Below are 24732 nucleotides of genomic sequence, written 5' to 3'. Positions count from 1 at the left end.
GCTATACCTTCTTCACTTCATATTTCGATTTTGAGAACTTCGGCTTAGAAATCACCATTTTTTCACGATTGCTCGTATTAACAATCATGAGGCGATTATCTGATAGCTGGGATTTTTTCGTAATCGCATTATAAAATTCTTCAAACTGCATAGCATGACTAACTTCTAAATTATTTAAACGATGTCCCTGACGTACAGAAGATAAAATTTCATATAGTCGATAGTCTAAATCAATAAAATACTCATCAAAGCCAAGTTTCATTGTTGGTACAAAGCGTGTCAATGTTTCTCCTTGCATTTGACCATAGAAGTTCTCATTTACCGCAGGCTCCAATGATACTGGAATCGCCGTACGAAACTCTCGATTTAAATCATTATTTAAATAAATAAAATTATCCTCTGGAGAGCCACGCCATTTAAAGACAATTTGCTCAAGCTGTTCAAATAGCTCACCCATTGTCTCCTCATCACCTGTTAAATAGCTATACAGATAGCTGACATAGCTATTAAATAATGTAGATACTTCATCACTCATCAGTTTTTGTAGACGAATACCAAACTGTGCCAGCTCAACAAATTTCTTCTCTAAAATCGCCTTTTTAATCGGCTTTTCAAATACCGTTATCATATCGCCAAATTTCTCTTGGAAATAGCCATAAACATCTAGGCTTAAAAGAACATTCGTAATGAATTCGTCTTTTGCCGCAGATTTCTCTTTCAGTGGATCATTATTACTCATCGTTGCAAGTGTTGTTGAACGTTTTGGATGCGCAAACATAAGGTTTGGCAATGTATTGGCTAAATCAATCGCCGTACGTTGCTCATCTTGCTCCTGCTCCACTGGTACAATTAAGCTGAAAATAAACTCATTGTATGTTCGCGTTGAAATAAATAATTTATCCTTGAAAATGCCATACACTAAATATTGAATGATTTGCTGCTGCACACGTTCATTTTGTAGTAATTCATAATTTAAATGTGCTGCTGTCACAATGCCATTGTCCATATCCTCTTTCCATGCTTTGTAGAAGACATTTGTCTCAATCGGGGCGACAATTTTCGTTAAGATTTCCTTGAATAGATTTGATTCCACACGTTGTTTTGTCAGCTCATAGTTTTTCTCTTGAGAGAAATCAAGTACGTGACAGCTTGGCATAACAGAGCTTTCATTTGTGGTAGAGGTTTGGTCGAAAATATTAATATCTTCAATGAAACGACGGAATGTAGCAAACTGCTGCTTTTCTTTTTCATACGTATAGAAGTTATGTAGCACCCCTAAGTTAATCGCAATTAAAATATTTTTCTGAGCTGTTTGACCATCATTAAAGCCTTCTAATAATTGCTCCAATGTTTCTAAATTCGATTTCGTACGACTTTTTGAAACCGTCGCATCATTATGAATAATGAAATCTTCTACTAATTCTGGATATGTCTCTTTCACATAAGCCAGTAAGTGACTTTTCCCGTCCCCAGCTGAACCACATAATAAAATTAACTGCGGCTCCTGCTGCTGTTTTGCATGCTGTAATGTTTGCACTAGCTTTTCTTCAATTGGACGTTTTACGTGCATATAGCTTTGTAAGCTACCAAAGCGATCTGCGTGAACTACTGCGTCCGGAGCGGATGTTAGAAGCACTTTTGATTGTTGTAAAAACTTACTTACACGCTTTTTAGAAACTCCTACTGTCGTTGGTGCTACTATAATAGGCTCTTCTTTAATATCATTTACAACTGCTACTTCGACAGGTTGTTCAATCTCTACAACAGACTCCTGTTGAACAGGCTCTTCTTCCACTGCATCATCAAGCATTTCAAGTGCATCCGCATATAAGCTTTTAAATAAATACACAAAGTTATTAAATGTAGACTGTACAAGCGGCTTCGGCAGATTTTTATTAGTCACTTGCATTTCTAATGTTTGAATTACCTGATGTGCCATCGCTTTATCTTTTGTTGGTAAACCAAAAGCATCTAGTTCTGCCCAAACTTCTTTTAAAGCTTTTGATTGTAATTCGCTAAATGCAAGCGGTTTTACTTGTTGCTTGGCTGCTAGATAATGCATTTTTGTAAAGGCTAATGGACGTAGGAGCTTACTTATCGAGTTAAATAATGCGGAAGTATTATAAGACATTTTACTTTTCACATTTTCTAAATCTAGCTCTGCTTCTAGCTCATGATGCACTAAAAATTCACACCAAAATTTATTCAATTGACGTTCAGAAATTTTTTGGATTTCTACAACATGAAAAGGAGGTGTTTTAATAAAATCATATTCAAAGGCCTCTTCTTTTGTATCCTTTTTCAATACATCTTCCATTAACTGCTCCGCTTCCTTAACAATCGCTAAAATATCTGATGACTTTGCCATTTCATTGTAGTCATCAAAAGCCATTACCATACGCTGTGCAGATTCCTTTAAATCTGTTGATAACACAAATTTTTTAGAAATAACACGCCATTTATCCAGTGATTCTACCGCTTTAAATTCTTTATATGGCCAATACGCGATATCTGCCATCTCATGATATTTATCCCAATACAGAAAAGCCATTTTTTCTAAAACATCCTCAATTATTGGAACAATTGCTGATGCATCAGATGCAATTTTTTCTGTCACAAAGTCATAATTATATGTAAAAGATGTCAATTCATTTTGTTTTACAAATTGATTCCAAATTTCCATTGGTGAACTCCTTTAAATCATTTATATTTTGTTAATCTATTATCTTTATATTTCAAATATCCTTATAATGACATGAATAATAATTGAATATTATTAAGTGCATAGTCCTTTAATTTAGTTTTTATAGCTATTTTTTAATTAAAAAAAATACCTTTTGCGGTTCTATTATACCATCACACTCACATATTCATAATAAAAATGCGATATATGTATCATATTATAATCTTAGTGCAAATTATTTCTTGTTTTCGACAAAAAAAGTCTTTTATCGACTCGTTTTGCCGTTAAATGATTGCTTATTGAACGAGTAAATTTTGTTAAAATAACACTTTTTTATTTTAATCCCTTACACCTTCTATTTCTATTCCCAAAAGCTTCCACTCTTCCCGTCCTAATGCTATACTCAATCCATCTGTAATGTTCATACAGAAATGTTGATAAGGGTTTGGTTAAATTGAATTATGCGATGTATGTCTTTTGTATGCTCATCTGGGGTCTGAATTTTATTGCGGTGAAAATACAGGGCACTGAGGCGGCGCTTGAGGTGTCATTGTTTTATCGTTCGTTGATTGCTTTCGTACTGTTTTATATGCTGCTGAAGATAAAGAGGCTACCGCTTCGAAAGGCGCATACGAATTACGCTACGATTATCGGCTTTGGGATTTGTAATTTTGCGGTGAGCTATTTACTGCTGTACTATGGCACGATCTATAGTACAGCGGCGCTTGTGACGCTTATTTTTTCATTAAAGGCGATTACGACGCCCATTTTCCTACGTATTGTCTTTAAGACGCCGCTCCAAAACAAAATTTACATAGGTGGCGCACTTGGTCTACTGAGTGTGGTCATCATTTTATACCCAGATTTACATACGATTTCTTCAAGCTTTTTACTAGGCATTGGACTGGCGGCTGTTGGTACGATTGTGACATCGATTGGCGATGTTTTTTCCTATTATAATAATGAAAAGAATATCGATCCGGTGCGTGCCAATACAATCGGTATGTTTGTCGCAACGCTTAGCCTACTAGTTCTTGCGCTTGTGACGGCGAAGGATTTTGTATTTCCTACCTCACTTCATTACTGGGGAGGGCTGTTGTATTTAGCGATTTTCGCCTCCTTTATCGCATGGCTTCTTTACCTACTGCTTGTGAAGGATATGGGGGCCGCGGAAAGCAGCTATATGGTCGCGCTATTCCCGGCAATTGGTGGCTTTGCGAGTGTGGTAATTGGTGAAAGCACCCTATCATGGAATCTCGTCCTCGGTATTGTATTAGCCGTTTTAGGTGCCTTTATTGCCCTATCAAAAAAGAAAAAAAGTGAGTTTCCCGGATAAGGGAGCTCACTTTTTTTACTTTATTCCGCCGTCTTTTTCTTACTGAAAATTTGCTCTAGCACAACGGTCAGTAAATAACCGCCCGTGCATACTAAAAAGACAATGCCGACATCTGGTCGTCCGTCCTGATACGCTACATAAGACAGCACCAGTCCTACGATGAATAATACGGTTCTAAAAATTTTCGTTGCCATGTCTACTTAATCCACCTTGTAATCTTTTAATTGATACGAATACATGTCCTCATCTGCATCTGCGTTCATTTCGAAGCTAATGTCAAATTCATATTCTTCATTTTGCCACGTAAATTTACCGGATGTATCATATATGCCGTCGCCTTTATCAACAATATGATAGTCCTCCACATCCTTGGGCCATGTGACATCGCCCATTTCCTCCTGATTCTGTACAACCTCCTGTATAGATGTGACAAACTCTTGCTGCAGTTCATCATCTATTGGCTTTGTTGTACGATCAGAGTCTGAGCCACAGCCCGCAAGCAAGCTCATAGCCCCTAGCATTATGTATAACTTCTTCATTGTAAAACTCCTTTTGCTGTTATTGCTATTCTAGTATATTTCATTTTCCGGTAGATAGGTGGAAAGAATTTACATGCTTTAAAATAATGCGTAAAATCAAGAAAAAAACGCCACTTCTTGGAGCAGCGCCTTTCGATTAACTACTTTATCCTAATAGAAGCCACGTGCTATTCTGCTTTAGAAGTCCACAGTAGCTGACCAATTAATGATCTCAACACCTTCTATTGAAATCTCACCCTTACTTAAAATATGCGGCACATAGGCAAACATGCCAAATGGCTCGCCCTTTTGATGGCTTTCGTCGAAATACGCGTAGGTGTCTGGTGGTAGCTCATCACAAGCCGGATAGTCATGAATATCAATAAGCTGAATCTCCTGTGGTGGAATGTCCTTGTTTGGCCCCTCGTAATAGTCCTTACTGTACAGATAAACCGCATTTTGATTATGAAGCAGCCTTTCTACCGGAATTTTATAAAAAAGCACATCCTTTTTAACCCGGATACCGAGCTTCCGCATCCCCTCGTACACGTTAGAAGGATGCAGCGGCAGCAGAAAAATGACATCATTCCACAAGCAATCTAACGTTGGAATGCGCTTTTTCAAAAGATGTGGGCGGTCCTCTGTATCAAAATATTTCTTAGTATATGTTTCGTAAAGCGCAGGATAAGGCTCCTTTAGCTCATTTAACGAAAGCAGTACATTTTCCTTCATCTCACGCGGCACTATATGATACACATATTCCATTCAAACTCCCCCTATCCTTAGTAGATTTTTAATACTACATGGAAAATAGGACTAGAAACAGTCTTATATTAAATGGAATTTTTTGCTATAATTGAATTACCGTAAAAGGAGCGCAAATGAATTTCATTTGTGCTTTTTTCATACATTGGTAAACGAGGTGACTATATTGTTAAAAATTTTATACATAGGGTTTTCTGTCCTTACTGGTCTATTAGCTGGGTATTCTCTCATCAGCGGAGCTACGTGGACAGCACCATATATCGTACTACTTTTAGGTATTGCGCTACTTTTAACTGGTATCGACGAAAGAATGAAAGATAAAAAGGGACTTGGGAATATATCAATTTTTGCAGGCTTGTTTTCTATTGTTATTGCTATAAGTATATTTATGACGCCTGGGTAAATTAGAAACTTTAAACTCCAATAGAAAAACCCCACAAAATGTGGGGCTTTTTTTATAAAATCAGCTAGGTAGCTCGTTTATTTAGCAGCTCTTACTTTATCAAAAATAAATGAAATAATTAAAAATACAAGAGCGCCTGATACAGCAATTAAAAGAGAAGAATTCACATTATTATTAAAGGCAAAATAGGCTAATAGAAACGCAACAATCAAATATATAACAAACATTTTTAAATAATCCAATGTAATAACCACCCTTTATGTATTAAAATATTGATTTCAAAAGAAAATTTATAACCTATCACATTATCATTCTCAGCAAAAACGGCCTCCTTTCTTCCATTCTTAAAATGCTATTGTATATGTATATTGAATAAATTCCCATTTAAAACCAAACAATAAGTCATTGTACTTTCACCTTCCGTTAAATCCCTTGATAATGCACAACATAATCAGGGGAATTGAACGTAGCTAAATAATTCACACATGTTTGTAATTTTTTCATTACTTCAGACTTCACAAAGTACGCTTCTTTTAATTCTTCTAATTCATCAACGGACATGTTAGCTAATTCAGCTTCCGTTAAACCGATTAAATCTGGATAATAATATTCACCATCTAATTTTTCTAATACAGCGATCCATTCTAACAACATCTTTGTTAAGCAATCAAAGCCATAGTGATTAACCACACAAATCCCCGTATAAGTAAGGCCTTTCTCCTTCGGTATAATATTCCCATAAGGCTTTTCAACATAACTAGAATTAATTATGGGCACTAAATTATACAGATAGCTGTCACTATCACACTCGATATTTTCATTAATATAATCGTAAAAATCCTCTTCCAAATTAATTTCTTCAATTAATCGGTCATTTTTCTCGTCTATAAATAAAAAATCATGATAAATCGCCATTTTTACCTCCTGCTTTCATTTTCGTTACTCTATTATGCCATACTACAGTGAAAAACCCACTCAAACGTAGTTGTTCGAGTGGGTTGTTCTTAGCCAACTTCCTGTGCCACAAAGTGACCGGGTGTTACTTCTACGAGCTCTGTATTCGTGAAGTCATATTTTTGGATTCCGGCATCGATAGTTTTCTTCATTTTCTGTGCTTCAATCGCCGGGTCCGGGATTGGGACAGCGGCAATGAGTGATTGTGTGTACGGGTGCTGTGGATTCGTATACAGCTCCTCGCTTTCGGCTAGCTCGACGATTTTACCATTATTCATCACAGCGACGCGGTCACAAATATGCTTCACCATTGATAAGTCATGGGCAATGAATAAATACGTCAGGCCAAGTTTTTGCTGTAGATCCTCTAGTAGGCGCACGATTTGCGACTGCACCGACACATCAAGTGCGGATAACGGCTCATCACAAATAATAAATTTTGGATTTACCGCTAAGGCGCGCGCAATCCCGATACGCTGGCGCTGACCACCTGAAAATTCATGTGGATAGCGCATCGCATGTTCCTTCTCAAGACCGACAAGCTCGAGTAATTCCTCGACGCGCTTTGTACGCTCTGCCTTCGTTTTCACTAATTTATGCAAATCGAGTGGCTTGCCGATAATATCAAGCACCTTCATGCGTGGATTGAGTGATGAATACGGGTCCTGGAAAATAATTTGCATTTCCTTACGCAGTGTTTTTAACTTTTTACGTGATAGACGGTTTACCGCCATCCCTTTATATAAAATATCGCCATCTGTCGGCGTATTTAGCTGTAAAATCGAGCGCCCCGTCGTCGTTTTCCCTGAGCCTGATTCCCCTACAAGGCCTAGTGTCTCGCCAGGCTGAATCGCAAAGCTAATATTATCAACAGCCTTAAATTGCTGGCCCTTTTCGACCGTGAAATACTGCTTGAGTGATTGTACCTCAAGAAGCGGCACAGATGGGTCCATGTCTGCAGGTAGCTCAGGTGCCGGCTTGATTTTTTTCTTTTCATGCAGCTTTGGAAGAGCATTTAACAGGCGTTTTGTATACGGATGCTGTGGATTTTTGAAAATCTCCTCCGTCGTATTCGCCTCGACAATCTCGCCCTCTTTCATGACGATGACCTTGTCACACATCCCTGCAACAACGCCCAAATCATGGGTAATTAAAATAATCGATGTCTCAAATTTTTGCTGCATCTGCTTCATTAAACGTAAAATCTGCGCCTGAATCGTCACATCAAGTGCAGTCGTCGGCTCATCGGCAATTAAAAGCTCCGGCTGACAAGCAAGGGCCATCGCAATCATGACACGCTGACGCATTCCACCTGAAAACTCATGCGCATATTGTTTAAAGCGATTTTCCGCATCCTTAATGCCCACAAGCTCTAAAAGTTCAATTGTTTCGCGCTTCGCCTGCTCCTTCGTCACATCACGGTGCTTTCGGATACCTTCTGCAATTTGCACACCAACTTTAATAGTCGGATTAAGCGAGGTCATCGGGTCCTGGAAGATCATGCTGATTTCCTTCCCACGAATTTTCTCCATTTCTTTATCACTTTTATTTGTTAGTTCCTGTCCTAAAAATTGAATAGAGCCGCCCTTTAGAAGACTTGGTGGAGAAGGCAGTAAACGCATAATCGAGCGTGCGGTCACACTCTTACCCGAGCCCGATTCCCCAACGATACCAAGGGTTTCACCTTTATTTAAACTAAATGATACACCTTTCACTGCTTCGAATTCACGATCATTGGAAACGAAGGAAACGCGCAAATCCTCTATTTCTAATAACTTAGTCATAATAAACAACTTCTCCTTTTTTGGGTAAATTAGGTTGACTTGTAATTTTACGTTCATTATACTACAAATGTATAGTAAATAACTAGGTTTTGTTGAGTTTGGAGGGAAAAGAATGAATAAACCTTCTGAAGTGTCTAAGTTTGCGTACACATTCAGAAAACTTTCCAATGTATTTTTCTATCGAATTTTACTATTTATATTAGGGTTCCCGCTACATCTCATCACGTTTTTTCTTTATCAAGCGGCAAAGAAACGTAGCAACGAAGCCTCTACAAAGGGTCAAAAGCAGCTAGAACAGCATCAGCTAGACGAACTGATTGCCAAGTATAGTCGCCAGATTCGGGCAGAAAAAAACTATTTTAATGAAAGTATTAATGAACAAGAAATCCATCATACGGCGACACAATTAGCGACGCAATATTTAGAAAAAAATGCGAATTTGGAACATGCTGATAACAAACTTACGTCTTATCGTGAATTTTTCGCTCAGCAAATTTCGAAAAAATCCTATTTTTATGGCACGTTTATTTTCGGGATTGTGATGTACGCCTTCCTTTGGGTGTATGGCAATGCTTTTAGCCGCTATATTGTGGATCGTCTCGTATTAAGCATCTTCGTCGTTGTTGGGGTTTCTATCCTGGTGTTTACGATTTTGTATTTCTCACCAATGGACCCTGCCGCGAATATTTTAGGGGAATCAGCGACGGCTGAGCAGAAGGAAGCCTTTAATGAACAGCACGGTTTAAATGAATCATACGGCGTGCAGTTAAAGGAAAGTGTGCAAGGGATTTTCACCTTTGACTTAGGTAAATCCTTTACTGGGAAGGAAGATGTTTCTGAAAGCATCGCGAATAAATTCCCAGTGACACTGAAAATTGCGGTGTTGTCCTTACTACTGACAATTATCGTGGCGATTCCAATCGGCATGCTGTCAGCGGCAAAAATGAATACATTTTGGGATTACGCCCTAATGTTCATCGCCTTAATCGGGCTGTCAATTCCAAGCTTCTGGCAAGGTCTGATTATGATTTTAGAATTCTCAATTAAGCTTCAGTGGCTGCCTGCTACCTATTCACCTGAGCAATATAGCTCGATTATTATGCCGGTCATTGTACTAGGGACAGGGCTTACAGCGGCTGTTGCGCGGATGACGCGTTCGTCGATTTTAGAGGTCATCAATGAGGATTATATGATTACAGCGAAAGCAAAGGGCCTCGGCTCCATGACAATTTTCTTCAACCACGCACTACGCAATGCCATGATTCCAATTATTACGGTCATTGGCCTACAATTTGGTGCCATGCTTGGTGGTGCGGCAGTAACGGAGAAAGTCTTCAATATTAGCGGTCTTGGTAGCTACATTGTAGACAAGCAATTTATTCCGGATATTCCGGCAATTATGGGTGGGGTTGTCTATATTGCGATTACGATTTCGCTTGTCAATCTAATCATCGATATTTTATACGCCCTTTTAAACCCACGTGTTCGATCAAAAATGAAAAATTCGTAGGAAGTGAGTCACTTGAGCAATTATTCAACCTTTGCCCTAAAGCAGTCTCAAGTTTATAAGCAAGCAAACTTCGCCTTCGTACTATCACTCGTACTGGCACTTGTTTTCGCCTTCAACTTGATTCAGCATACGACGAGCGTGATTTGGCTATATCTGACCATCGGATTTGTCGTGACGACACTTCTACAATGGCTCATTGTCATGCGCGTCAAAAAGGATTTAACAACACACGGTGCGATTCAAAAATCGACCCGTATGCTTAGTAGTATTCAATTAATTGGCCTTGTGTTCGGCAATGTTTTCACCGTCACCAATGCCTTTGCGCTACTTCGCAAGAAAAGTTCGATTGAGTATACGCTTGCCTATTACTCGCTGATTACGACGTTCTTCTTAATCGTTTTATCAGCAGTCAATGTCTTTAAACCATATGTGTCGAATACATTTTTAATTGGCATGGGCTTACTCATCATTATTTTCATCATTGACCTACTTTTCGTCATCCTGCTATACCGCGAAAATACAAAGGTCAAAACAAAATTCACATTGGGGATTGTAGCGCTACTGTGCCTCGTATCAGGGAATTTATTTCACTTCATTCTTGGCATTAGCCTGCTGCTAAAATCAACAAATCGTCACCCATCAACAATTGCGAAATGGAATACGGTATGGTTGAAAATCACGAAAAACTTTACCGCGATGATTGGGATGCTCTTCATCTTCTTCACATTCGCTATTTCGATTATGAGCTACTGGACATTTGAGTATGACTTTGCGGTAAGCAATGATTACGCAAATATGCTACAGGGTGCGTCCCTTGCCTATCCATTTGGCACAGACAACTTCGGTCGTGATGTGTATTCACGTATCGTCTACGGCGCCCGCATCTCATTACTTGTTGGTGTGCTATCAACACTCATTCCACTTGTCATTGGCGGCGTGCTAGGTGCGCTATCTGGCTACTATACAAAATATGTAGACAATATCATCATGCGTCTATTAGATATTTTATATGCGATTCCAGGTGTGCTACTAGCTATCGCGATTATCGCGGCATTCGGTGCGAATACGACGAACTTAATTATTGCGCTAAGTGTCGGCTCGATTCCAACCTATGCCAGAACAATGCGTGCCAATGTCATGATGATTTCTAATCTAGAATATGTCGAGGCTTCGCGTGCACTTGGTGAAAATGATTTAGCGATTATCTTTAAGCAAATCGTGCCAAATGCCTTTGCACCAATGATTGTCAAAGCGACGCTAACAATTGGTGGTGCGGTGATCGCCACAAGTAGTCTTAGCTTCTTAGGACTTGGCGTTGGCCCACATATTCCGGAATGGGGCAATATTTTAAAAGTTGGTAGCATGTATCTTGAAACCAATCCATACTTGGCGATTTTCCCAGGGATTGCGATTATTTTATTAGTTTTATCATTTAACTTCTTAGGCGATGCACTACGCGATGCCTTTGATCCAAAGCTTGACTAACTTACTTGGAGGGATTCACATGAAGAAAATTTTTTTATTACTTATCGCAGCCTTAACACTAGTGCTAGCGGCTTGTAATTTAAGTACAAAATCCGATGTCGAAAAATCGGATGATGATTCATCAAAGAAAACAACAAAAGCACAGGAAATTGAAATTTTAAGCATGAGCTCAAATGAAGACGATTTAAATATTTTACGTGACCAATTATCGAAAAATGGCTTTGACGTAAAATTAAATATCCAACCAGATTACGGTAGCTTCACTTCTCAAAAAGATGCCGGAAACTATGACATCGCTCTTTCAAGCTGGACAACTGTAACAGGGAACCCAGACTATGCGGTTCGCTCACTCTTCACATCAGATGGTGACAACAGCATCGTTAAAGATTCAGAGCTTGATGATTTAATCAACAAAGCAAGCACACAAACAAAAGATGACTACACAGCAACTTATAAAGATTTAGAGCAACGTCTTGTATTTGACGAAGCGTATATCGTACCACTTTACACATCTTATAAAGCACAAGGCGTGAACTCAGATGTCATTGATGAAAGCACAGTGCGCCTACCTAAATCACGTGCAGCCGTATGGGAAAATGTTTCATTCAAAGACAAAGCAAAAAATGCGAAAGACCCACTTGTAACACAGCAAGCAATCGGTGAATTAACATCATTAGACCCTATCAAAGGGAATGATGGTTCAATCAACACATTAAATACAAATATGTACGTTCGTTTAGTGAACTTAACAGATGATGATGAAGTGGTAGCAGATGGCTCACTATCTTATAACTACGCTTCAGCTGAAGATAATAAAAACTACTACTTCCTATTACGCGATGACATCAACTTTGCGAAAGTAACAGATAAAAAAGCAGTTGATACAGGCGAGCGCGTTGGTGCAGAGGACGTTAAATTCTCATTAGACCGCGCGAAAGATCCAAAATCTGTACCGGACCACCGCACATACAGCTTACATGAAAACATGAAAGACATTGAAATCGTTACAGATACAAAAGAATTAGATGCAAAAACAGCAGATGGCAAATCAATCCGTGAAGCATTAGAAGACGGTGTTGATTCAAAAATCAAATCATTAGAAGCAGATAAAACAGCAGTTGATAATAAAGCGGGTAAATACCAAGTGGTAAAAGTAACAACAACAGAAGCTTTCCCACAAGTATTAAACTACCTTGCACACCAATCTGCAGGTATCGTTTCTGAAAAACAAGTAAACAAAATCAACACGTATGATGTTGCAAAATACGATGCAGACAAAGACGTATCATACGGTGATGCGGCAACAATTACAGATGGTAAAGCATACAACAACGAATTATATGCAAGTGGTCCATACATCTTAACGACAAAAGATGACTACGAAGCAAAATTCGAGAAAAACCCAGCTTACCGCACTGGCTCAGATTATGAACCAAAAATCAAAAATGTATCTGTTAAATTTATCGCAGATCCAGACAGTGCCCTATCTTCATTACGTAACGGTGACATCCACATTTTAAATGGTGTGCCTGAAACGAAATATGAGCTAGTTGAAAAAGATAAGAAATTAACATTACAAAAAAATAAAAGTAATGGTGTGACGTACTTAGCATTCAATATGAATGATGCGGATATCGCGAAAAACACGAAATTACGCCAAGCTGTCCTTTACTCAGTAGACCAAAATGCCATTATCGACTTCTACAAAGGCAATAAAATGAACGCTGTATCACCACTAAGCCCATTAGTAGATACAGGGAATAAAGTCGAAGCGGATGCTGAAAAAGCAAAAACATTATTAGAAGAAGCTTCAAAATAGACTGAACGAAAAAAAAGCCACGAACGCCAATGTTCGTGGCTTTTTTTATTGGACTGCGGGTTTCAAGAATTTAAAGGATAATGCGCTATTTATAAGCGCCATGCCAAGCAGCAGCCAGAACAACAGAATGCCCCCAGTCGTCGATGCCTTGAATAGAGCTATACTAGCGCCAATGAATAGTACACTGACAACAACAGTCAACAGCTGACCGGCTTTCGGGTAATGACTGACTACCCAATGACGCAGGACAAAGTAGCTATAGCATAAGCTAATAAGCATCAAAATAGGAAAAACCGGCTGATATTTCGCCGCATAGACTAAATAATCTAGCTGGCTAATTTCCTGCCCCGTCACAATCGAAATCCCGAATAGCTGTGAAAAAGGCGTTGTATACGCCCACTCCCAAGGAATATCCCTGACCGCACTTCCCTCGTACAGCGCACAAATAGCCGCTACTACGAAAAGAATGCCGCCGAGTAAAAGCTGTGTTATGTATTTCATAATTTGCACCTCCTAAATAATGGAACGCATATAGTGGGGTGGCGGTTGCCAACATAAAAACGAATACGTACTATATAATGAAAAGGAAGAAGCCCATACTAAAACAAGGAAGTGACACAAATGCGCCAACGAAAAAATACACATGTGCTGAAAAAAGAGCAACAAGCGCCATCTGTAGAAGAAGAACCGTATCCTTTTTGTCATCTTTATGCGCAGGAGTCATGGCATGGCGAAGCCTATATTAGCGCAACACGAGCAGGTCTTGAAAAATTGCGTGATGCGATTAATCTGACGCTTGAAAAAGGAAACACGAAAAATACATTTTGGCCAAATGATTTAGAGAGCTATGATTTATTTATTAATTGCTTAGAGGAGGAAGATTTCAACACATTATCACTCCCCTACACATTGAATATCCATCAGCCAGAAGCTAATCAGCCTTATGATCTTTTGAAAAAGCCGTATTATACACTGGATGAATGAAAATTTTAAAAAGTAGTCGCAAAATATGTGACTACTTTTTAAATTCCAAATTATATATTGACACTCGATATATATACTTGTTAAGCTTTATATATCGATACTCATTATATGGAGGTTATATGTTTCCTTTATCAGAACCTACTTATTTAATATTATTAGCACTTTCACACCAATCAATGCATGGTTATGGAATTATTAAAACAATTGAAGATGCAAGTGAACAGGCCTATATAATCGCTCCAGGAACACTTTATGGTGTGTTAAAAAATTTAGAAAAGCAAAAGGCAGTTGAAATTACAGGGATTGATTTGAATAATCGCAAGAAAAAAATGTATGCGATTACCACAAAAGGAATGGCGATTTTACAAGAGGAACAAACACGTTATGAAAAATTATTAAGTTTTACTTACCATTTAAAAACAATTAAAAGCGAGGACTAGTAATGTTTAAAAAATTAACAAAAAAGTTTGATTCATTTGAACAAGAAGAAAAATGGTTACATGATTTAGCTCTACAAGGATGGCGATTGGAAAATTATGAAGACGTAAATATTGGAAACTGCACCTATAAATTTATTGAGGATAAAAATGCTAAAAATCTTCACTATCAAATTGATTACCGATTATTCAGTAAAAAATCAGAATATCAAGATTATGAATCATTATTTGAAGAAACTGGTTGGACAATTTTATCAAAAAATTATTCGTATAATAAACATATTTTCATTTCTGATACAAAAGAAAAAATTTTTTCAGACGATCATTCACAATTTGAACGCTACAAAACACGTTTCACGATGGCTAGAACTTATTGTGTACTTTTTATCATTCAAGCACTCATTACAGGGAGTCTATATTTTTATTTCGATACAAATTATCCTTATCTAGGAGCCATTACATTTTTCGGTATTGGAGCAGCAATTTATAATGGTATTGATAGTTTAAAACGCTATAAAAAATTAAATAAATTAGTACATACATAAAAATTAAAAAAGAGGCCGGGACAAAACAGTTCATGTTCCTTTTTTAGCGTTCGCCACAAAAAACCAGAACCGCGCCACAGCACGATTCTGGTTTTTCTTATGCTCATCTGAGATAGTATTTTTACACTTATGTCCCAGCCTCTTTTTATTAGTTAAATTAACTTATCAAAATGGTCTGTATATTAATACTCATCAAATTTTTTGGTAGTCTATCTTAGCCCGGATGCTTCAAATACTGCTGAACCACTTTAATAGCACAATTTTCTAAATCAATACCTAGCTTTTCTAGTCGCCGGATGACGACTTCTATTTTTAGAGCACCATGTTGTTGCCATTCGACAGGCACATCTTGTGGTGCAAAGATTTTACGCTTCATTTCATCTATCCATTTTTTTCGGTACATTTGAAAGCCCATTTCAATATACTCGTCTGGCAAACAAACATAGCCATGCTCAATTTCATGATCTTCACTAAACCCAAACTCAAAACCACAGCACCCACATATATCGAAGGTAGCTTTATATTCTCCGTCTTCAAAGACCGGATTAGTTAATCCCTCAAAGCCACAAATCGGACAAGGATATATTCCTTTTTCGTCCTCTTCCTCTAGGATTGTGACATCTTCTAGCGCATCAATTCCAAATTTTGATACGTCCAAGCCTAAATTTTTAAATTGAGTTATAAGGGCTTCTAGCTTAATCGCACCATTTTCCTGAATAGCAGCGGGGATATTTTGCGGTGCAAATAACTGACACTCTTCCTCATCTATCCATTTTTTTCGGTACAGTTGAAAAGCCGCTTCAATAAACTGTACAGGCAGTCGAACATAGCCATGGTCAAGCCCCTTATGCTCACTCACGCCAAACTCAAAACCACAACAATCACAGGTCTCAAATGTTTCATGATATGTTCCATTAACAAACACCGGTTTCTCTAAATTTTCAAAGCCACAAACTGGGCATGTATGTAAGTCGTTAATGCATCCTCAATCCTTTGTCTTTTAGTTCTACAATAATTTATTCTATCTCTTTTCTCAAAAAATGTGTTGCAATAAGTGCAAGACATAAAAGTTCTGTTAAAAATATCTAGTGGCACTTAACTACAATTTATCTAATGCACCGAATAGAAACGCAGAAATTCAAGTAGATGTGGAATTAATTGATTAATAATTAGTTCTTCTTATTCATTTATATAAACTTTATACCTATAAAATGTTATAATCACTTTATAGATTGGAGTGATTCAAATGGGCAACATTAAAAAGGTTGGCGGATTTTTAGGTAAAGCACTTGGAACGGTGACGGGTGAGCCGATTAAATTTATCGGGAAAAAGTTAGATAATGACTTTATTCAGGAAGTCGGAAGCGGCGTCAAATCAGCGTCAAGGCGTACTGGCCAAATCGCTGGCGGGCTGGCAGAGGGTACATGGAATACCGCATCTGGCATGATTAATAAGGATGAAGTAAAACGAGATGAAGGGCTGAATGAGCTAAAGGATACAACCGTTCAAACGGCAAAAGGCTTTGGTAATGCGCTTAAACAAACGGCAGTAAATGGTAAGGATGTCGTTGAGGGTGCCTTTTCAAGTGATAAGGAGCAGCTTATAAGGGGTGCAAAAGGTATCGGGAAAACTGTCGCAATCGCCACATTAGCAGTTGGTATTGCGGATGGTCTTGATATTATTGGCGATGACGGTCTTGAGGCACAAGCCATTGATACACGCAATGATGGCCTTGTAGATGATGTACATAAGGAAACCGGTGTGGCCTTTGAATCAGAGGAAGTGACCCTCCCTACAGGTGAAGTTGTAGAAGGTGTGTTCCCGGAGTTTGATAGCACATATAATTTCCAAATGGAGCCTTCAATGTACCTAGAAAGTGATGCGGAACAATTCACACAGGCAAATCTCGCGCTTAGCGAACAAGTGCTAGCAGATCCCCAATTAGCGGAGCAATTTACGAATGAGCAGCTCGTGCAAATTAGCACAGGTGAGACACCGGATGGCTACACATGGCACCATTCTCAGCATCCTGGTGAGCTGCAATTAGTTGACCAGCAAATCCATGCAGATACAGGGCATACTGGTGGGCGTGAGCTATGGGGTGGCGGTAGTGAGCATCGCTAGGTATTTATAGAATCAAACAAAGGCCCTATACAAAATATAGCAATATAATTAATATCCCGCTTAAATGCACATTATTTATCAATTTCACCTTATTAACGTTACGGAGAAAAAACCGTACACTATTATTAAGGAGGAATTCTATGAAGAAAATATTATTAGCAAGTGCACTTATTCTTACAATTAGTACATCTATTTCAACAATCCATGCAGAGGCGCAAACAAAAACATACTATAAAACGAAACTAGCATCTGCTAGTGGAAAAAAATATGATATGACATTACGATCATCGAATGCTAAAAAAATTATTGCCGACGATTTACTTATTTCGCCTAATGTCAACGTAGGTGATGTACTGTATAATGGCACATTTAATTTCTATATAAACGGTAAAAAAACAGCGCTTAAAACAAATGAGCAATACAACAAAACAGGAAAGAATTTTTACAAAATAGCTACTAAAAAAGGCACACCAACCTTTTTCGCGACGACTGAAACAATTGCTAACAATGTGACTGACGTAACACTGTATTATATGTACAAAGGAAAGCCAGTCAAATTAAAAAATGGATTTTTCACAACATTGAAGCCTAAATATGTGAAAAAAAACGTGATTAAAATTGCCAATTATGATAATAACAATTGGTTGGGCTATGATATCCACTATTTGAAAATTAATCTTAAAACAGCAGATTACAAAATCATCAAAAGTAAAAGAATCCACGGCTTTGAAATTGATTGGTAGCATCTATCGACTCCAGGAAGTGCCATTGCATTTCCTGTTTTTTTATGTTGTTTTAAATGTGTATTTACAAAGTAACCAGTGCAATCGACTTAACATTAGCTGCACAAGGAGCCATTCAAATAAAAACAATCATTCTTCTTTTTCATACAGGAATTTGATTCATCGATAACTGTCCATCATGTTAATGAGGTACAGCGAGTTGAAGAAATAAATGTTGCACAGAAGTAACAGCCGGTGATGCCGAAGAAAATTTCTATCCTACAGGTGCAGTTGGCTTCTCCCTAGAAAGCTTACTTCAGCTATTTGAAGCCACCTGTTGCATAATTGGCATGACTTATCTACCGTCTTTTTTACGTTACAGCGTCAATCACCTAACAAATGACCAACTCGCACGATGTGCAAAGGCGTATCAAGCGTATAGTGTACGGAGTTTTGAATAATTATTGGATATTTACGCCATAGAAAAACGCCTGACTATTTCGCCAGACGTTTTAACCGCAATTTTACTGTTTCAAGAGCTGCCGCTTTTTGATTTACGATATGATGCTCCCAAAAGTTATCACCCTTATACCGCGGCACGAGATGCACATGAAAATGTGTACCTTCATCCATAATGGCCCCATTATTTTGAATAACACTGACGCCATCCACCAACAACTCCTGTTCAAAAATTGTGATAATCGCCTTCTCAATGTTATGTAGCTCTAATAACTGTACCTCTGACAGCTCGCGTAAATCCATGAGATGTTCCTTAGAAAGAATAAGTACATGCCCTTGTTGAATTGGATCAATGTCAAAAACCACCTTAAAATGCGCTGTTTCCGTAAGAATTTGTGCCGCTGTGATGCTATGGCAAAAAATGCACGTCATTTAATCAGTCCTTTTCTCTATAATCAAATAGCGATTATCTTCTATATGATAGACTAGCTCTTCATTGCTCAGCTTCACAGTTTTTACATCTGTTTTATCATCTGCAAATACGAGTAAAAAGCGGTCATCAAGCATATCAATGCCTCGATTATTCCCCGTAAATTCAATATCCATATATTCTTCAATCGCTTTATCTGAAGTATAAGGTATCATAATTCCCACATTTGTCCATTCCGTATTCGTAACCTCTTTTAAATCAATCTTTGTTTCGCCCGCCTTCACCGCAGACGCAATTTTATATTCGGTACTCGTTAGTTTCATGACAACTGCTACGATGAAAATAACTGCTATAGCACCTACAATACCTATCATAATCTTTTTCATAACAATCTCCTCCATATAAGAGAAGACGCCGCTTCGTACACAGAAGCTTCTTCTTTTACTATTTAATAGAGATTTTCAATTATTCTAGATTGAGTTTGTGATTTCCAAAAGCAAGTTCCTTTTCTTAATTACAATTAATTTATTAACAAATTAATTTACTAACTAACTAATTGATAAATTAATTTATTAAGTGAAATCTTTTCAAATACTTAAAATCGCAACCTAATATCGAAACTAACGCATTCGTTTTCCTAACGTGTTCATTTCAAACAATTTTTCAAAAAGCAACCATTCATTTTCGTCATTAGCCGAGAGAGCGTGTTTTGGATACAACATATTTCTAAATATGTGCCAAACAACGTCCTTTCACCTATGATAAAACCTTCTATTTATCATTCATCCTGCATATCCTGTCAACCAAAATTTTTATTTACTATTTTTATGGCGTTTGTTTACTATTTTTAAGGAAGCCATTCGGTGGTTTTTTACCGGAAATTAAACAAAAGAGGTTCATTTCGCTTCCCTGGCGGTTGATTCCCCGTCAAAATTCACACAATTTGCAGCGTTACATGACATTTATTCGAAAAATGACACCAATGTCTATATTTCCGGTAGAGCACCCAAATAAGCCCAAAAAAGCAGAAAAAGGGGCGTTTTGTGTTATAACGTAATCACCTTATTTAACAAACTATCGTAACTATCCGCTTCTCCTTATTATTTATTTGTTTTAATGCTGATTCTAAGCAAATCTTTATTACGTATACAGCCCTATCTACATGCACATGTCGCATATTTCTAGATATGTCGTATCCAAAACACGCTTTCTGGGGTTATGAGCGATTTCTGATTGTTCATTTAAAAATGCAACCTCCCACTTTTCACCCCCGTCCTATTCCAAAAGGAGTGGATAATATGTTATTACTGATAACAATTACTGCAGCGCTCACCGCGATTTCAGTGCCCGTCTTTGCTTCACGGACAAAATCTCAACGTAATCTATTCATCAGCTTTACAGCTTGCATCGTGGCGATATGCTGTCAGATGACGATGCAACACCAGTTTGTCTTAGCAAATGATACGAGCGCCTTAGCGGATACAAGCGCTTTTACGCTAAAGGCCTGTATCACACTTGCTGTATTGACTGCTCTACTCAATATGATGCATTTACGTAAAATTCAGGACTAGTTTAGTAGAAACGGGGAATTACATATGGAACATGCTATTTTTTTTGATATGGATGGGACATTGTTTCAAACAAATTTAATTTTAGAGCCCGCACTTGAAGCAACTTTCGAGCAGTTACGCACGAATAATCTCTGGAGTGGTGAGACGCCGCTCAATCTTTATCGCGACATTATGGGGGTCCCGCTTCCTATTGTATGGGAGAAATTATGCCCGATGCACTCGGACGCTACACGGGAGGCTAGCAATGCCTTCTTCCAACAAGCATTGATTCATGAAATTGAACAAGGCACTGGTGCGTTATATACAGGTGTAGAGGAAACGCTCGCACAGCTTTCAGAGAAATTTCCACTCTATATCGCAAGCAATGGGCAACTTCCCTATTTAAATGCGATTGTGGAGCATTTTGCATTGCATCGCTATATTCAAAAGGTGTATAGTATTGAAGGTATTCGTTCAGGTAACAAATCCGAGCTTGTAGCGAATGCGCTAAAAGAACAGCATATTACATCAGGCTTTGTGGTCGGTGATCGTGCATCAGATATTGCGGCAGCGGCGGATAATGGCCTTGTCTCCATTGGCGTCTGTTTCGACTTCTCTCAAGCATCTGAACTTAAGAAAGCAGACCATATTGTGCCACATTTTGACAAATTGGTGTCAATTATTTTAAAATAAGCAAAACTCCATATAACACAGGTGGTTTCACAAGTTTTTACACTGTTCAATGGAACCTTTTTACGGTAAAATCGTTCTTAAATATGTTTTTTCATAATAATAATAGTAATTTTATAAAGCAGGTGGAAACGTATGTTGAAAAACAACAAATTCTCGCTGAATCACTTTGCGGGAATTTATGCTGTAGCTGTCATCGTGCTTTGGATTAAAACGTATATTGTACAAATCACACAATTTAATCTTGAAGTAAAAGGCGTTTTACAGCATTTCTTATTATTCATTAACCCGTTAGGCGCGGTTATGCTGTTGTTAGCAATTTCGTTCCTATTCAAAAAAGACAAACGAAAATTGACCGCATTAGTCGTTATTTACACGTTAGTGACGATTTTATTATTCGCAAATGCTGTGTATTATCGCTTCTTTAGCGATTTCATCACATTACCGACTGTTACACAAACACAAAACTTCGGTGATTTAGGTGGTAGTGTCTTATCATTATTACATGTGACAGATATTTTATACTTTGTCGACGTAGCGTTATTAATTTACCTACGTGTGAAAAAGAAAAATGTCTTAACTGGCGATAAACGCATTACTGCTAAAAAAGGTAGCACGTTAGTAACGGCTGCCATCGCGATTTCTTTATTCAACTTAGCATTAGCTGAAATGGACCGTCCACAATTACTATCTCGCGGTTTTGACCGTTCATACATCGTGAAATACTTAGGTATGTACAACTACACATTATATGATTCAGTTGAAACAGCACAAGCATCATCACAACGTGCATTAGCAGATAGCAGTGATATTTCAGAAGTGTTAAACTACACACGCTCTAACTACGCAGCGCCAGATAAAGAGTACTTTGGTGTCGCAAAAGATATGAACGTTGTTTATTTACACTTAGAGTCGTTCCAAACATTCTTATTAGACTATAAGATTAACGGTGAAGAAGTCACACCATTCTTAAATAAACTAACAAAAAATAATGAAACATTGTATTTTGATAATTTCTTCCACCAAACTGGTCAAGGTAAAACATCCGATGCTGAGTTTATGTTAGAAAACTCATTATTCGGTTTACCACAAGGCTCTGCGTTTATTACGAAGGGACAAAATACGTACCAAGCAGCACCAAATATTTTAAAAGATAATGGCTACACATCTGCTGTATTCCATGGTAATAACGGTAGCTTCTGGAACCGTAACGTGATTTATAAACAATTCGGTTACGATGAATTCTATGATGCGAGCTATTATGATACATCATCTGATAAAGATATGGCTGAATATGGCTTACTTGATAAACCATTCTTCACACAATCTCGTCCGATGTTAAATGATTTACCACAGCCATTCTATACGAAGTTAATTACAGTAGGTAACCACTTCCCTTATAAAATGGACCAAGATTTAGTTACAATCGATAAAGAAACAACGGGTGACGCCAGTGTCGATGACTACTTCCAAACAGCTCGCTACTTAGATGAATCGGTTAAACAATTCTTCAAACAGTTAGAAAAAGATGGTCTTGCGGATAATACAATGGTCGTTCTTTACGGTGACCACTATGGTATCTCAAGCAACCACAACAAAGCGATGGAACAAATCATTGGTAAGGAAGTTACACCTTATGAAAACGCTGGTCTACAACGTGTTCCTTTATTCATTCACGTACCAGGTATGCAAGGTGGCGTAAAACATACGTATGGTGGTCAAATCGATATGCTGCCAACAATTTTACACTTACTTGGCGAAGATACACAAAAATACGTTCAATTAGGTACTGACTTATTATCGAAAGATCATAAGGAAGTTGTCGCATTCCGTAATGGTGATTTCACAAGCCCATCGGTTTACTCAATTGATGAAAAAGTATACGATACGAAAACAGGTAAACAGCTAGACCCTGAAAAGAAAAAGGATTTAGCACGTATTGAAAAAGCGAAAGAAACAAGTGCTGAAGTAAGTACGAAATTAGGGATTTCAGATCAAATCGTTAATGGTGACCTCTTACGTTTCTATACACCGACTGACTATACACCAGCAGATCCATTGAAGCTTGATTACACAAATCCAGATCCAAATGCTACTGGTAAATAAAAAAAGCCCGTTCCTTTAGAGGAGCGGGTTTTTTCTTATTTTTTGGGAAACTATCAAAAAAATAATATTTTCCTGTGCATGTATTGTAATTATTTGAGACAATAAAAGAAGGAAAATAATAGGAGGTGTTTTTTTGGATTTACAACAAATCATGTCAACCTACGGCAATACCCATTTACAAATGGCGTATTTCTATACAGAAGACTGGCATGCTGCAGAGGAAGTCCTGCAAAAAGTTTTTCTTGCAGCATCTAAAAGCAATGTAAAATCAACTGAATTCGAAACGATGCTATTAAAGGATACAATGAATTTCAGTAAACAGTATGTTCAGAAAAAGAAAAAAACCGTACCATTTAAACAATCTACAAAGTTAAAGGACGTTATTATTTTAGCGGAGTATGCGCATTTACATTCGTATGAAATCAGTAAATTTCTAACGTATTCTGAGCCCAAGGTCGATAAAATGCTTGCGAAAGCCTATGAGACATTGAATAAAGATCTTTTCGGGCGCTCTCATGAAGACCACTTTGACGAAGCGATGCAGGCACGTATTACGGCGCACATCGAAAATGTACCCTTACAAAAACGTCCAAAAGACCTTATGTACCCACTAATCATGGCGGGCATTGGTGTTGCTCTTATTCTTTTATTTATGACCGCCATGAATACCGACTACATATTCTCAACATCCACTCTCCCAACGGATGAGTCAATTCAAAAAGTTTATGTTAGCGACGCTTGGGATGATGAAGACGCTTTTAGTGCGACAACATCCTTTTTCGATTTAGATACAACTGTGATGAAAAATGAGAAAAAAATCAAGTTGCTTGAACAGTATGTAAAAAACGCAAAAGAAACGACACTTCCGAAAAATGTAGAGCCTAATGTCGACCTCATTATCAACTATGCAAATGACGAAATGTTTGCATACCGCGTCTATACAGATGATGCCAACTACTGGCTGTATAATAGAGCGACGAACAAAGTGTATGGCGGAAAATTTTCAGGTGATGATTGGTTCTTTTACGAGCTTGCAGAGAGTAAGAATACTTGGATTTTCTTCCTGTTTATTGTCTTTACTAGTTTCATCTTGCCAATGATCATACAGCTGTCTAGAAATCGCTCTAAATTCATTCCACGAAGCTATTATTACGTATCTGAACAGCATCGTTTGCTACACATCATTGCGATTGTTGCTGCAATTGCCTTTACGTTTTTCGGCTTTTTACATGACAGTAGATTCCTTATTCTCTATATAATCTGCTTTTCATTTATTCCTTTTATCGTTGATTTTTATTATGAATATCGCTATGATCGACTCTTTAAAAAATACATCGATACAGTTATAACGTATAGCTATTTGGTGCTAATAATTATTATTTATACGTTTCTTACAACGTATTTTTAAATAAAAGTGACTGGGACAA

At 37.8% G+C, this 24732-nt stretch carries 25 protein-coding genes; 14 read left to right on the top strand and 11 right to left on the bottom strand.

Annotated elements, in window-relative coordinates:
* Position 1: 1 nt before the first annotated feature.
* Complete coding sequence (dptF, locus tag QI30_RS04725) at positions 2–2683, bottom strand: DNA phosphorothioation-dependent restriction protein DptF (protein ID WP_126989799.1); 2682 nt, start codon at positions 2681–2683, stop codon at positions 2–4.
* 454 nt (positions 2684–3137) lie between these two features.
* On the opposite strand from dptF, the gene QI30_RS04720 reads away from it, so the two are divergent.
* Positions 3138–4019, top strand: a complete 882-nt coding sequence (locus tag QI30_RS04720) for a DMT family transporter (protein ID WP_126989798.1) — start codon at positions 3138–3140, stop codon at positions 4017–4019.
* Positions 4020–4039: 20 nt separating this feature from the next.
* Here the strand turns inward: QI30_RS04720 and QI30_RS20340 are convergent, their stop codons facing one another.
* The 3 genes from QI30_RS20340 to QI30_RS04710 form a co-directional block, all read right to left on the bottom strand.
* Positions 4040–4213, bottom strand: coding sequence for a hypothetical protein (locus QI30_RS20340; protein WP_158620969.1), 174 nt, complete (start codon positions 4211–4213; stop codon positions 4040–4042).
* 6 nt (positions 4214–4219) lie between these two features.
* A complete protein-coding gene (locus QI30_RS04715) occupies positions 4220–4558 on the bottom strand; it encodes a hypothetical protein (RefSeq protein ID WP_126989797.1) in 339 nt (112 codons plus the stop codon).
* 177 nt (positions 4559–4735) lie between these two features.
* The gene (locus tag QI30_RS04710) at positions 4736–5302 is read right to left on the bottom strand and encodes a group-specific protein (RefSeq protein WP_126989796.1); all 567 of its coding nucleotides are present in this window, start codon (positions 5300–5302) and stop codon (positions 4736–4738) included.
* A gap of 166 nt (positions 5303–5468) precedes the next feature.
* On the opposite strand from QI30_RS04710, the gene QI30_RS04705 reads away from it, so the two are divergent.
* The gene (locus tag QI30_RS04705) at positions 5469–5705 is read left to right on the top strand and encodes a DUF3953 domain-containing protein (RefSeq protein WP_158620968.1); all 237 of its coding nucleotides are present in this window, start codon (positions 5469–5471) and stop codon (positions 5703–5705) included.
* 77 nt (positions 5706–5782) lie between these two features.
* Here QI30_RS04705 and QI30_RS20335 read toward each other — a convergent pair whose 3' ends face one another.
* The 3 genes from QI30_RS20335 to QI30_RS04695 form a co-directional block, all read right to left on the bottom strand.
* The gene (locus QI30_RS20335; RefSeq protein WP_158620967.1) at positions 5783–5947 is read right to left on the bottom strand and encodes a hypothetical protein; all 165 of its coding nucleotides are present in this window, start codon (positions 5945–5947) and stop codon (positions 5783–5785) included.
* Positions 5948–6128: 181 nt separating this feature from the next.
* A complete protein-coding gene (locus QI30_RS04700; RefSeq protein WP_126989794.1) occupies positions 6129–6620 on the bottom strand; it encodes a hypothetical protein in 492 nt (163 codons plus the stop codon).
* A gap of 89 nt (positions 6621–6709) precedes the next feature.
* Positions 6710–8443, bottom strand: a complete 1734-nt coding sequence (locus QI30_RS04695; RefSeq protein WP_126989793.1) for an ABC transporter ATP-binding protein — start codon at positions 8441–8443, stop codon at positions 6710–6712.
* A 112-nt stretch (positions 8444–8555) separates the two neighbouring features.
* Between QI30_RS04695 and QI30_RS04690 the strand changes: the two genes are divergently transcribed.
* Genes QI30_RS04690 through QI30_RS04680 form a run of 3 tightly spaced genes read left to right on the top strand, consistent with a single transcriptional unit; the run spans position 8556 to position 13257 of the window.
* Positions 8556–9953, top strand: coding sequence for an ABC transporter permease (locus tag QI30_RS04690; RefSeq protein WP_199754636.1), 1398 nt, complete (start codon positions 8556–8558; stop codon positions 9951–9953).
* 12 nt (positions 9954–9965) lie between these two features.
* Positions 9966–11438 (top strand): ABC transporter permease, encoded by a 1473-nt coding sequence (locus tag QI30_RS04685; protein ID WP_126989792.1) that lies wholly within the window; start codon positions 9966–9968, stop codon positions 11436–11438.
* Positions 11439–11457: 19 nt separating this feature from the next.
* Positions 11458–13257, top strand: coding sequence for an ABC transporter substrate-binding protein (locus QI30_RS04680; RefSeq protein ID WP_126989791.1), 1800 nt, complete (start codon positions 11458–11460; stop codon positions 13255–13257).
* 45 nt (positions 13258–13302) lie between these two features.
* Here the strand turns inward: QI30_RS04680 and QI30_RS04675 are convergent, their stop codons facing one another.
* Positions 13303–13758: a DUF4306 domain-containing protein gene (locus QI30_RS04675; protein ID WP_126989790.1), complete on the bottom strand. Its 456-nt coding sequence runs from the start codon at positions 13756–13758 to the stop codon at positions 13303–13305.
* A gap of 120 nt (positions 13759–13878) precedes the next feature.
* Here QI30_RS04675 and QI30_RS04670 point away from each other — a divergent pair, with 120 nt between their 5' ends.
* From QI30_RS04670 to QI30_RS04660, 3 genes are all read left to right on the top strand, one after another.
* Positions 13879–14241, top strand: coding sequence for a hypothetical protein (locus QI30_RS04670; RefSeq protein WP_233600519.1), 363 nt, complete (start codon positions 13879–13881; stop codon positions 14239–14241).
* Positions 14242–14360: 119 nt separating this feature from the next.
* Positions 14361–14681: a PadR family transcriptional regulator gene (locus QI30_RS04665; protein WP_158620966.1), complete on the top strand. Its 321-nt coding sequence runs from the start codon at positions 14361–14363 to the stop codon at positions 14679–14681.
* Positions 14682–14683: 2 nt separating this feature from the next.
* A complete protein-coding gene (locus QI30_RS04660; protein ID WP_126989788.1) occupies positions 14684–15223 on the top strand; it encodes a DUF2812 domain-containing protein in 540 nt (179 codons plus the stop codon).
* Positions 15224–15437: 214 nt separating this feature from the next.
* Here QI30_RS04660 and QI30_RS21205 read toward each other — a convergent pair whose 3' ends face one another.
* Positions 15438–16148 (bottom strand): hypothetical protein, encoded by a 711-nt coding sequence (locus QI30_RS21205; protein WP_370323584.1) that lies wholly within the window; start codon positions 16146–16148, stop codon positions 15438–15440.
* Between the two features lie 321 nt (positions 16149–16469).
* On the opposite strand from QI30_RS21205, the gene QI30_RS04645 reads away from it, so the two are divergent.
* Both QI30_RS04645 and QI30_RS04640 read left to right on the top strand, forming a co-directional pair.
* Entirely contained in the window at positions 16470–17348 is an 879-nt protein-coding gene (locus QI30_RS04645) for an HNH endonuclease (RefSeq protein ID WP_126989787.1), read from the top strand.
* A 140-nt stretch (positions 17349–17488) separates the two neighbouring features.
* Complete coding sequence (locus tag QI30_RS04640; RefSeq protein ID WP_126989786.1) at positions 17489–18091, top strand: hypothetical protein; 603 nt, start codon at positions 17489–17491, stop codon at positions 18089–18091.
* A gap of 474 nt (positions 18092–18565) precedes the next feature.
* Here the strand turns inward: QI30_RS04640 and QI30_RS04630 are convergent, their stop codons facing one another.
* Positions 18566–18961, bottom strand: coding sequence for an HIT family protein (locus tag QI30_RS04630; protein ID WP_126989785.1), 396 nt, complete (start codon positions 18959–18961; stop codon positions 18566–18568).
* Positions 18962–19345, bottom strand: a complete 384-nt coding sequence (locus QI30_RS04625) for a hypothetical protein (RefSeq protein WP_126989784.1) — start codon at positions 19343–19345, stop codon at positions 18962–18964.
* Positions 19346–20257: 912 nt separating this feature from the next.
* Here QI30_RS04625 and QI30_RS04620 point away from each other — a divergent pair.
* From QI30_RS04620 to QI30_RS04605, 4 genes are all read left to right on the top strand, one after another.
* Positions 20258–20530 carry a hypothetical protein gene (locus QI30_RS04620; protein WP_126989783.1) on the top strand — a complete coding sequence of 91 codons (273 nt, stop codon included), beginning with the start codon at positions 20258–20260 and terminating at the stop codon, positions 20528–20530.
* Between the two features lie 24 nt (positions 20531–20554).
* Positions 20555–21202, top strand: a complete 648-nt coding sequence (locus tag QI30_RS04615) for an HAD hydrolase-like protein (RefSeq protein WP_126989782.1) — start codon at positions 20555–20557, stop codon at positions 21200–21202.
* 132 nt (positions 21203–21334) lie between these two features.
* Complete coding sequence (locus QI30_RS04610) at positions 21335–23305, top strand: LTA synthase family protein (protein ID WP_126989781.1); 1971 nt, start codon at positions 21335–21337, stop codon at positions 23303–23305.
* Positions 23306–23438: 133 nt separating this feature from the next.
* Positions 23439–24713 carry a hypothetical protein gene (locus tag QI30_RS04605; protein WP_126989780.1) on the top strand — a complete coding sequence of 425 codons (1275 nt, stop codon included), beginning with the start codon at positions 23439–23441 and terminating at the stop codon, positions 24711–24713.
* The last annotated feature ends 19 nt before the right edge of the window (positions 24714–24732 follow it).

Origin of the sequence: Candidatus Kurthia intestinigallinarum, from assembly GCF_003991225.1 — a bacterium.
GTDB classification, from domain to species: domain Bacteria; phylum Bacillota; class Bacilli; order Bacillales_A; family Planococcaceae; genus Kurthia; species Kurthia populi.
The sequence above is the reverse complement of the archived record's forward strand: the minus strand, read 5'-3'. Positions and strand labels throughout refer to the sequence as shown.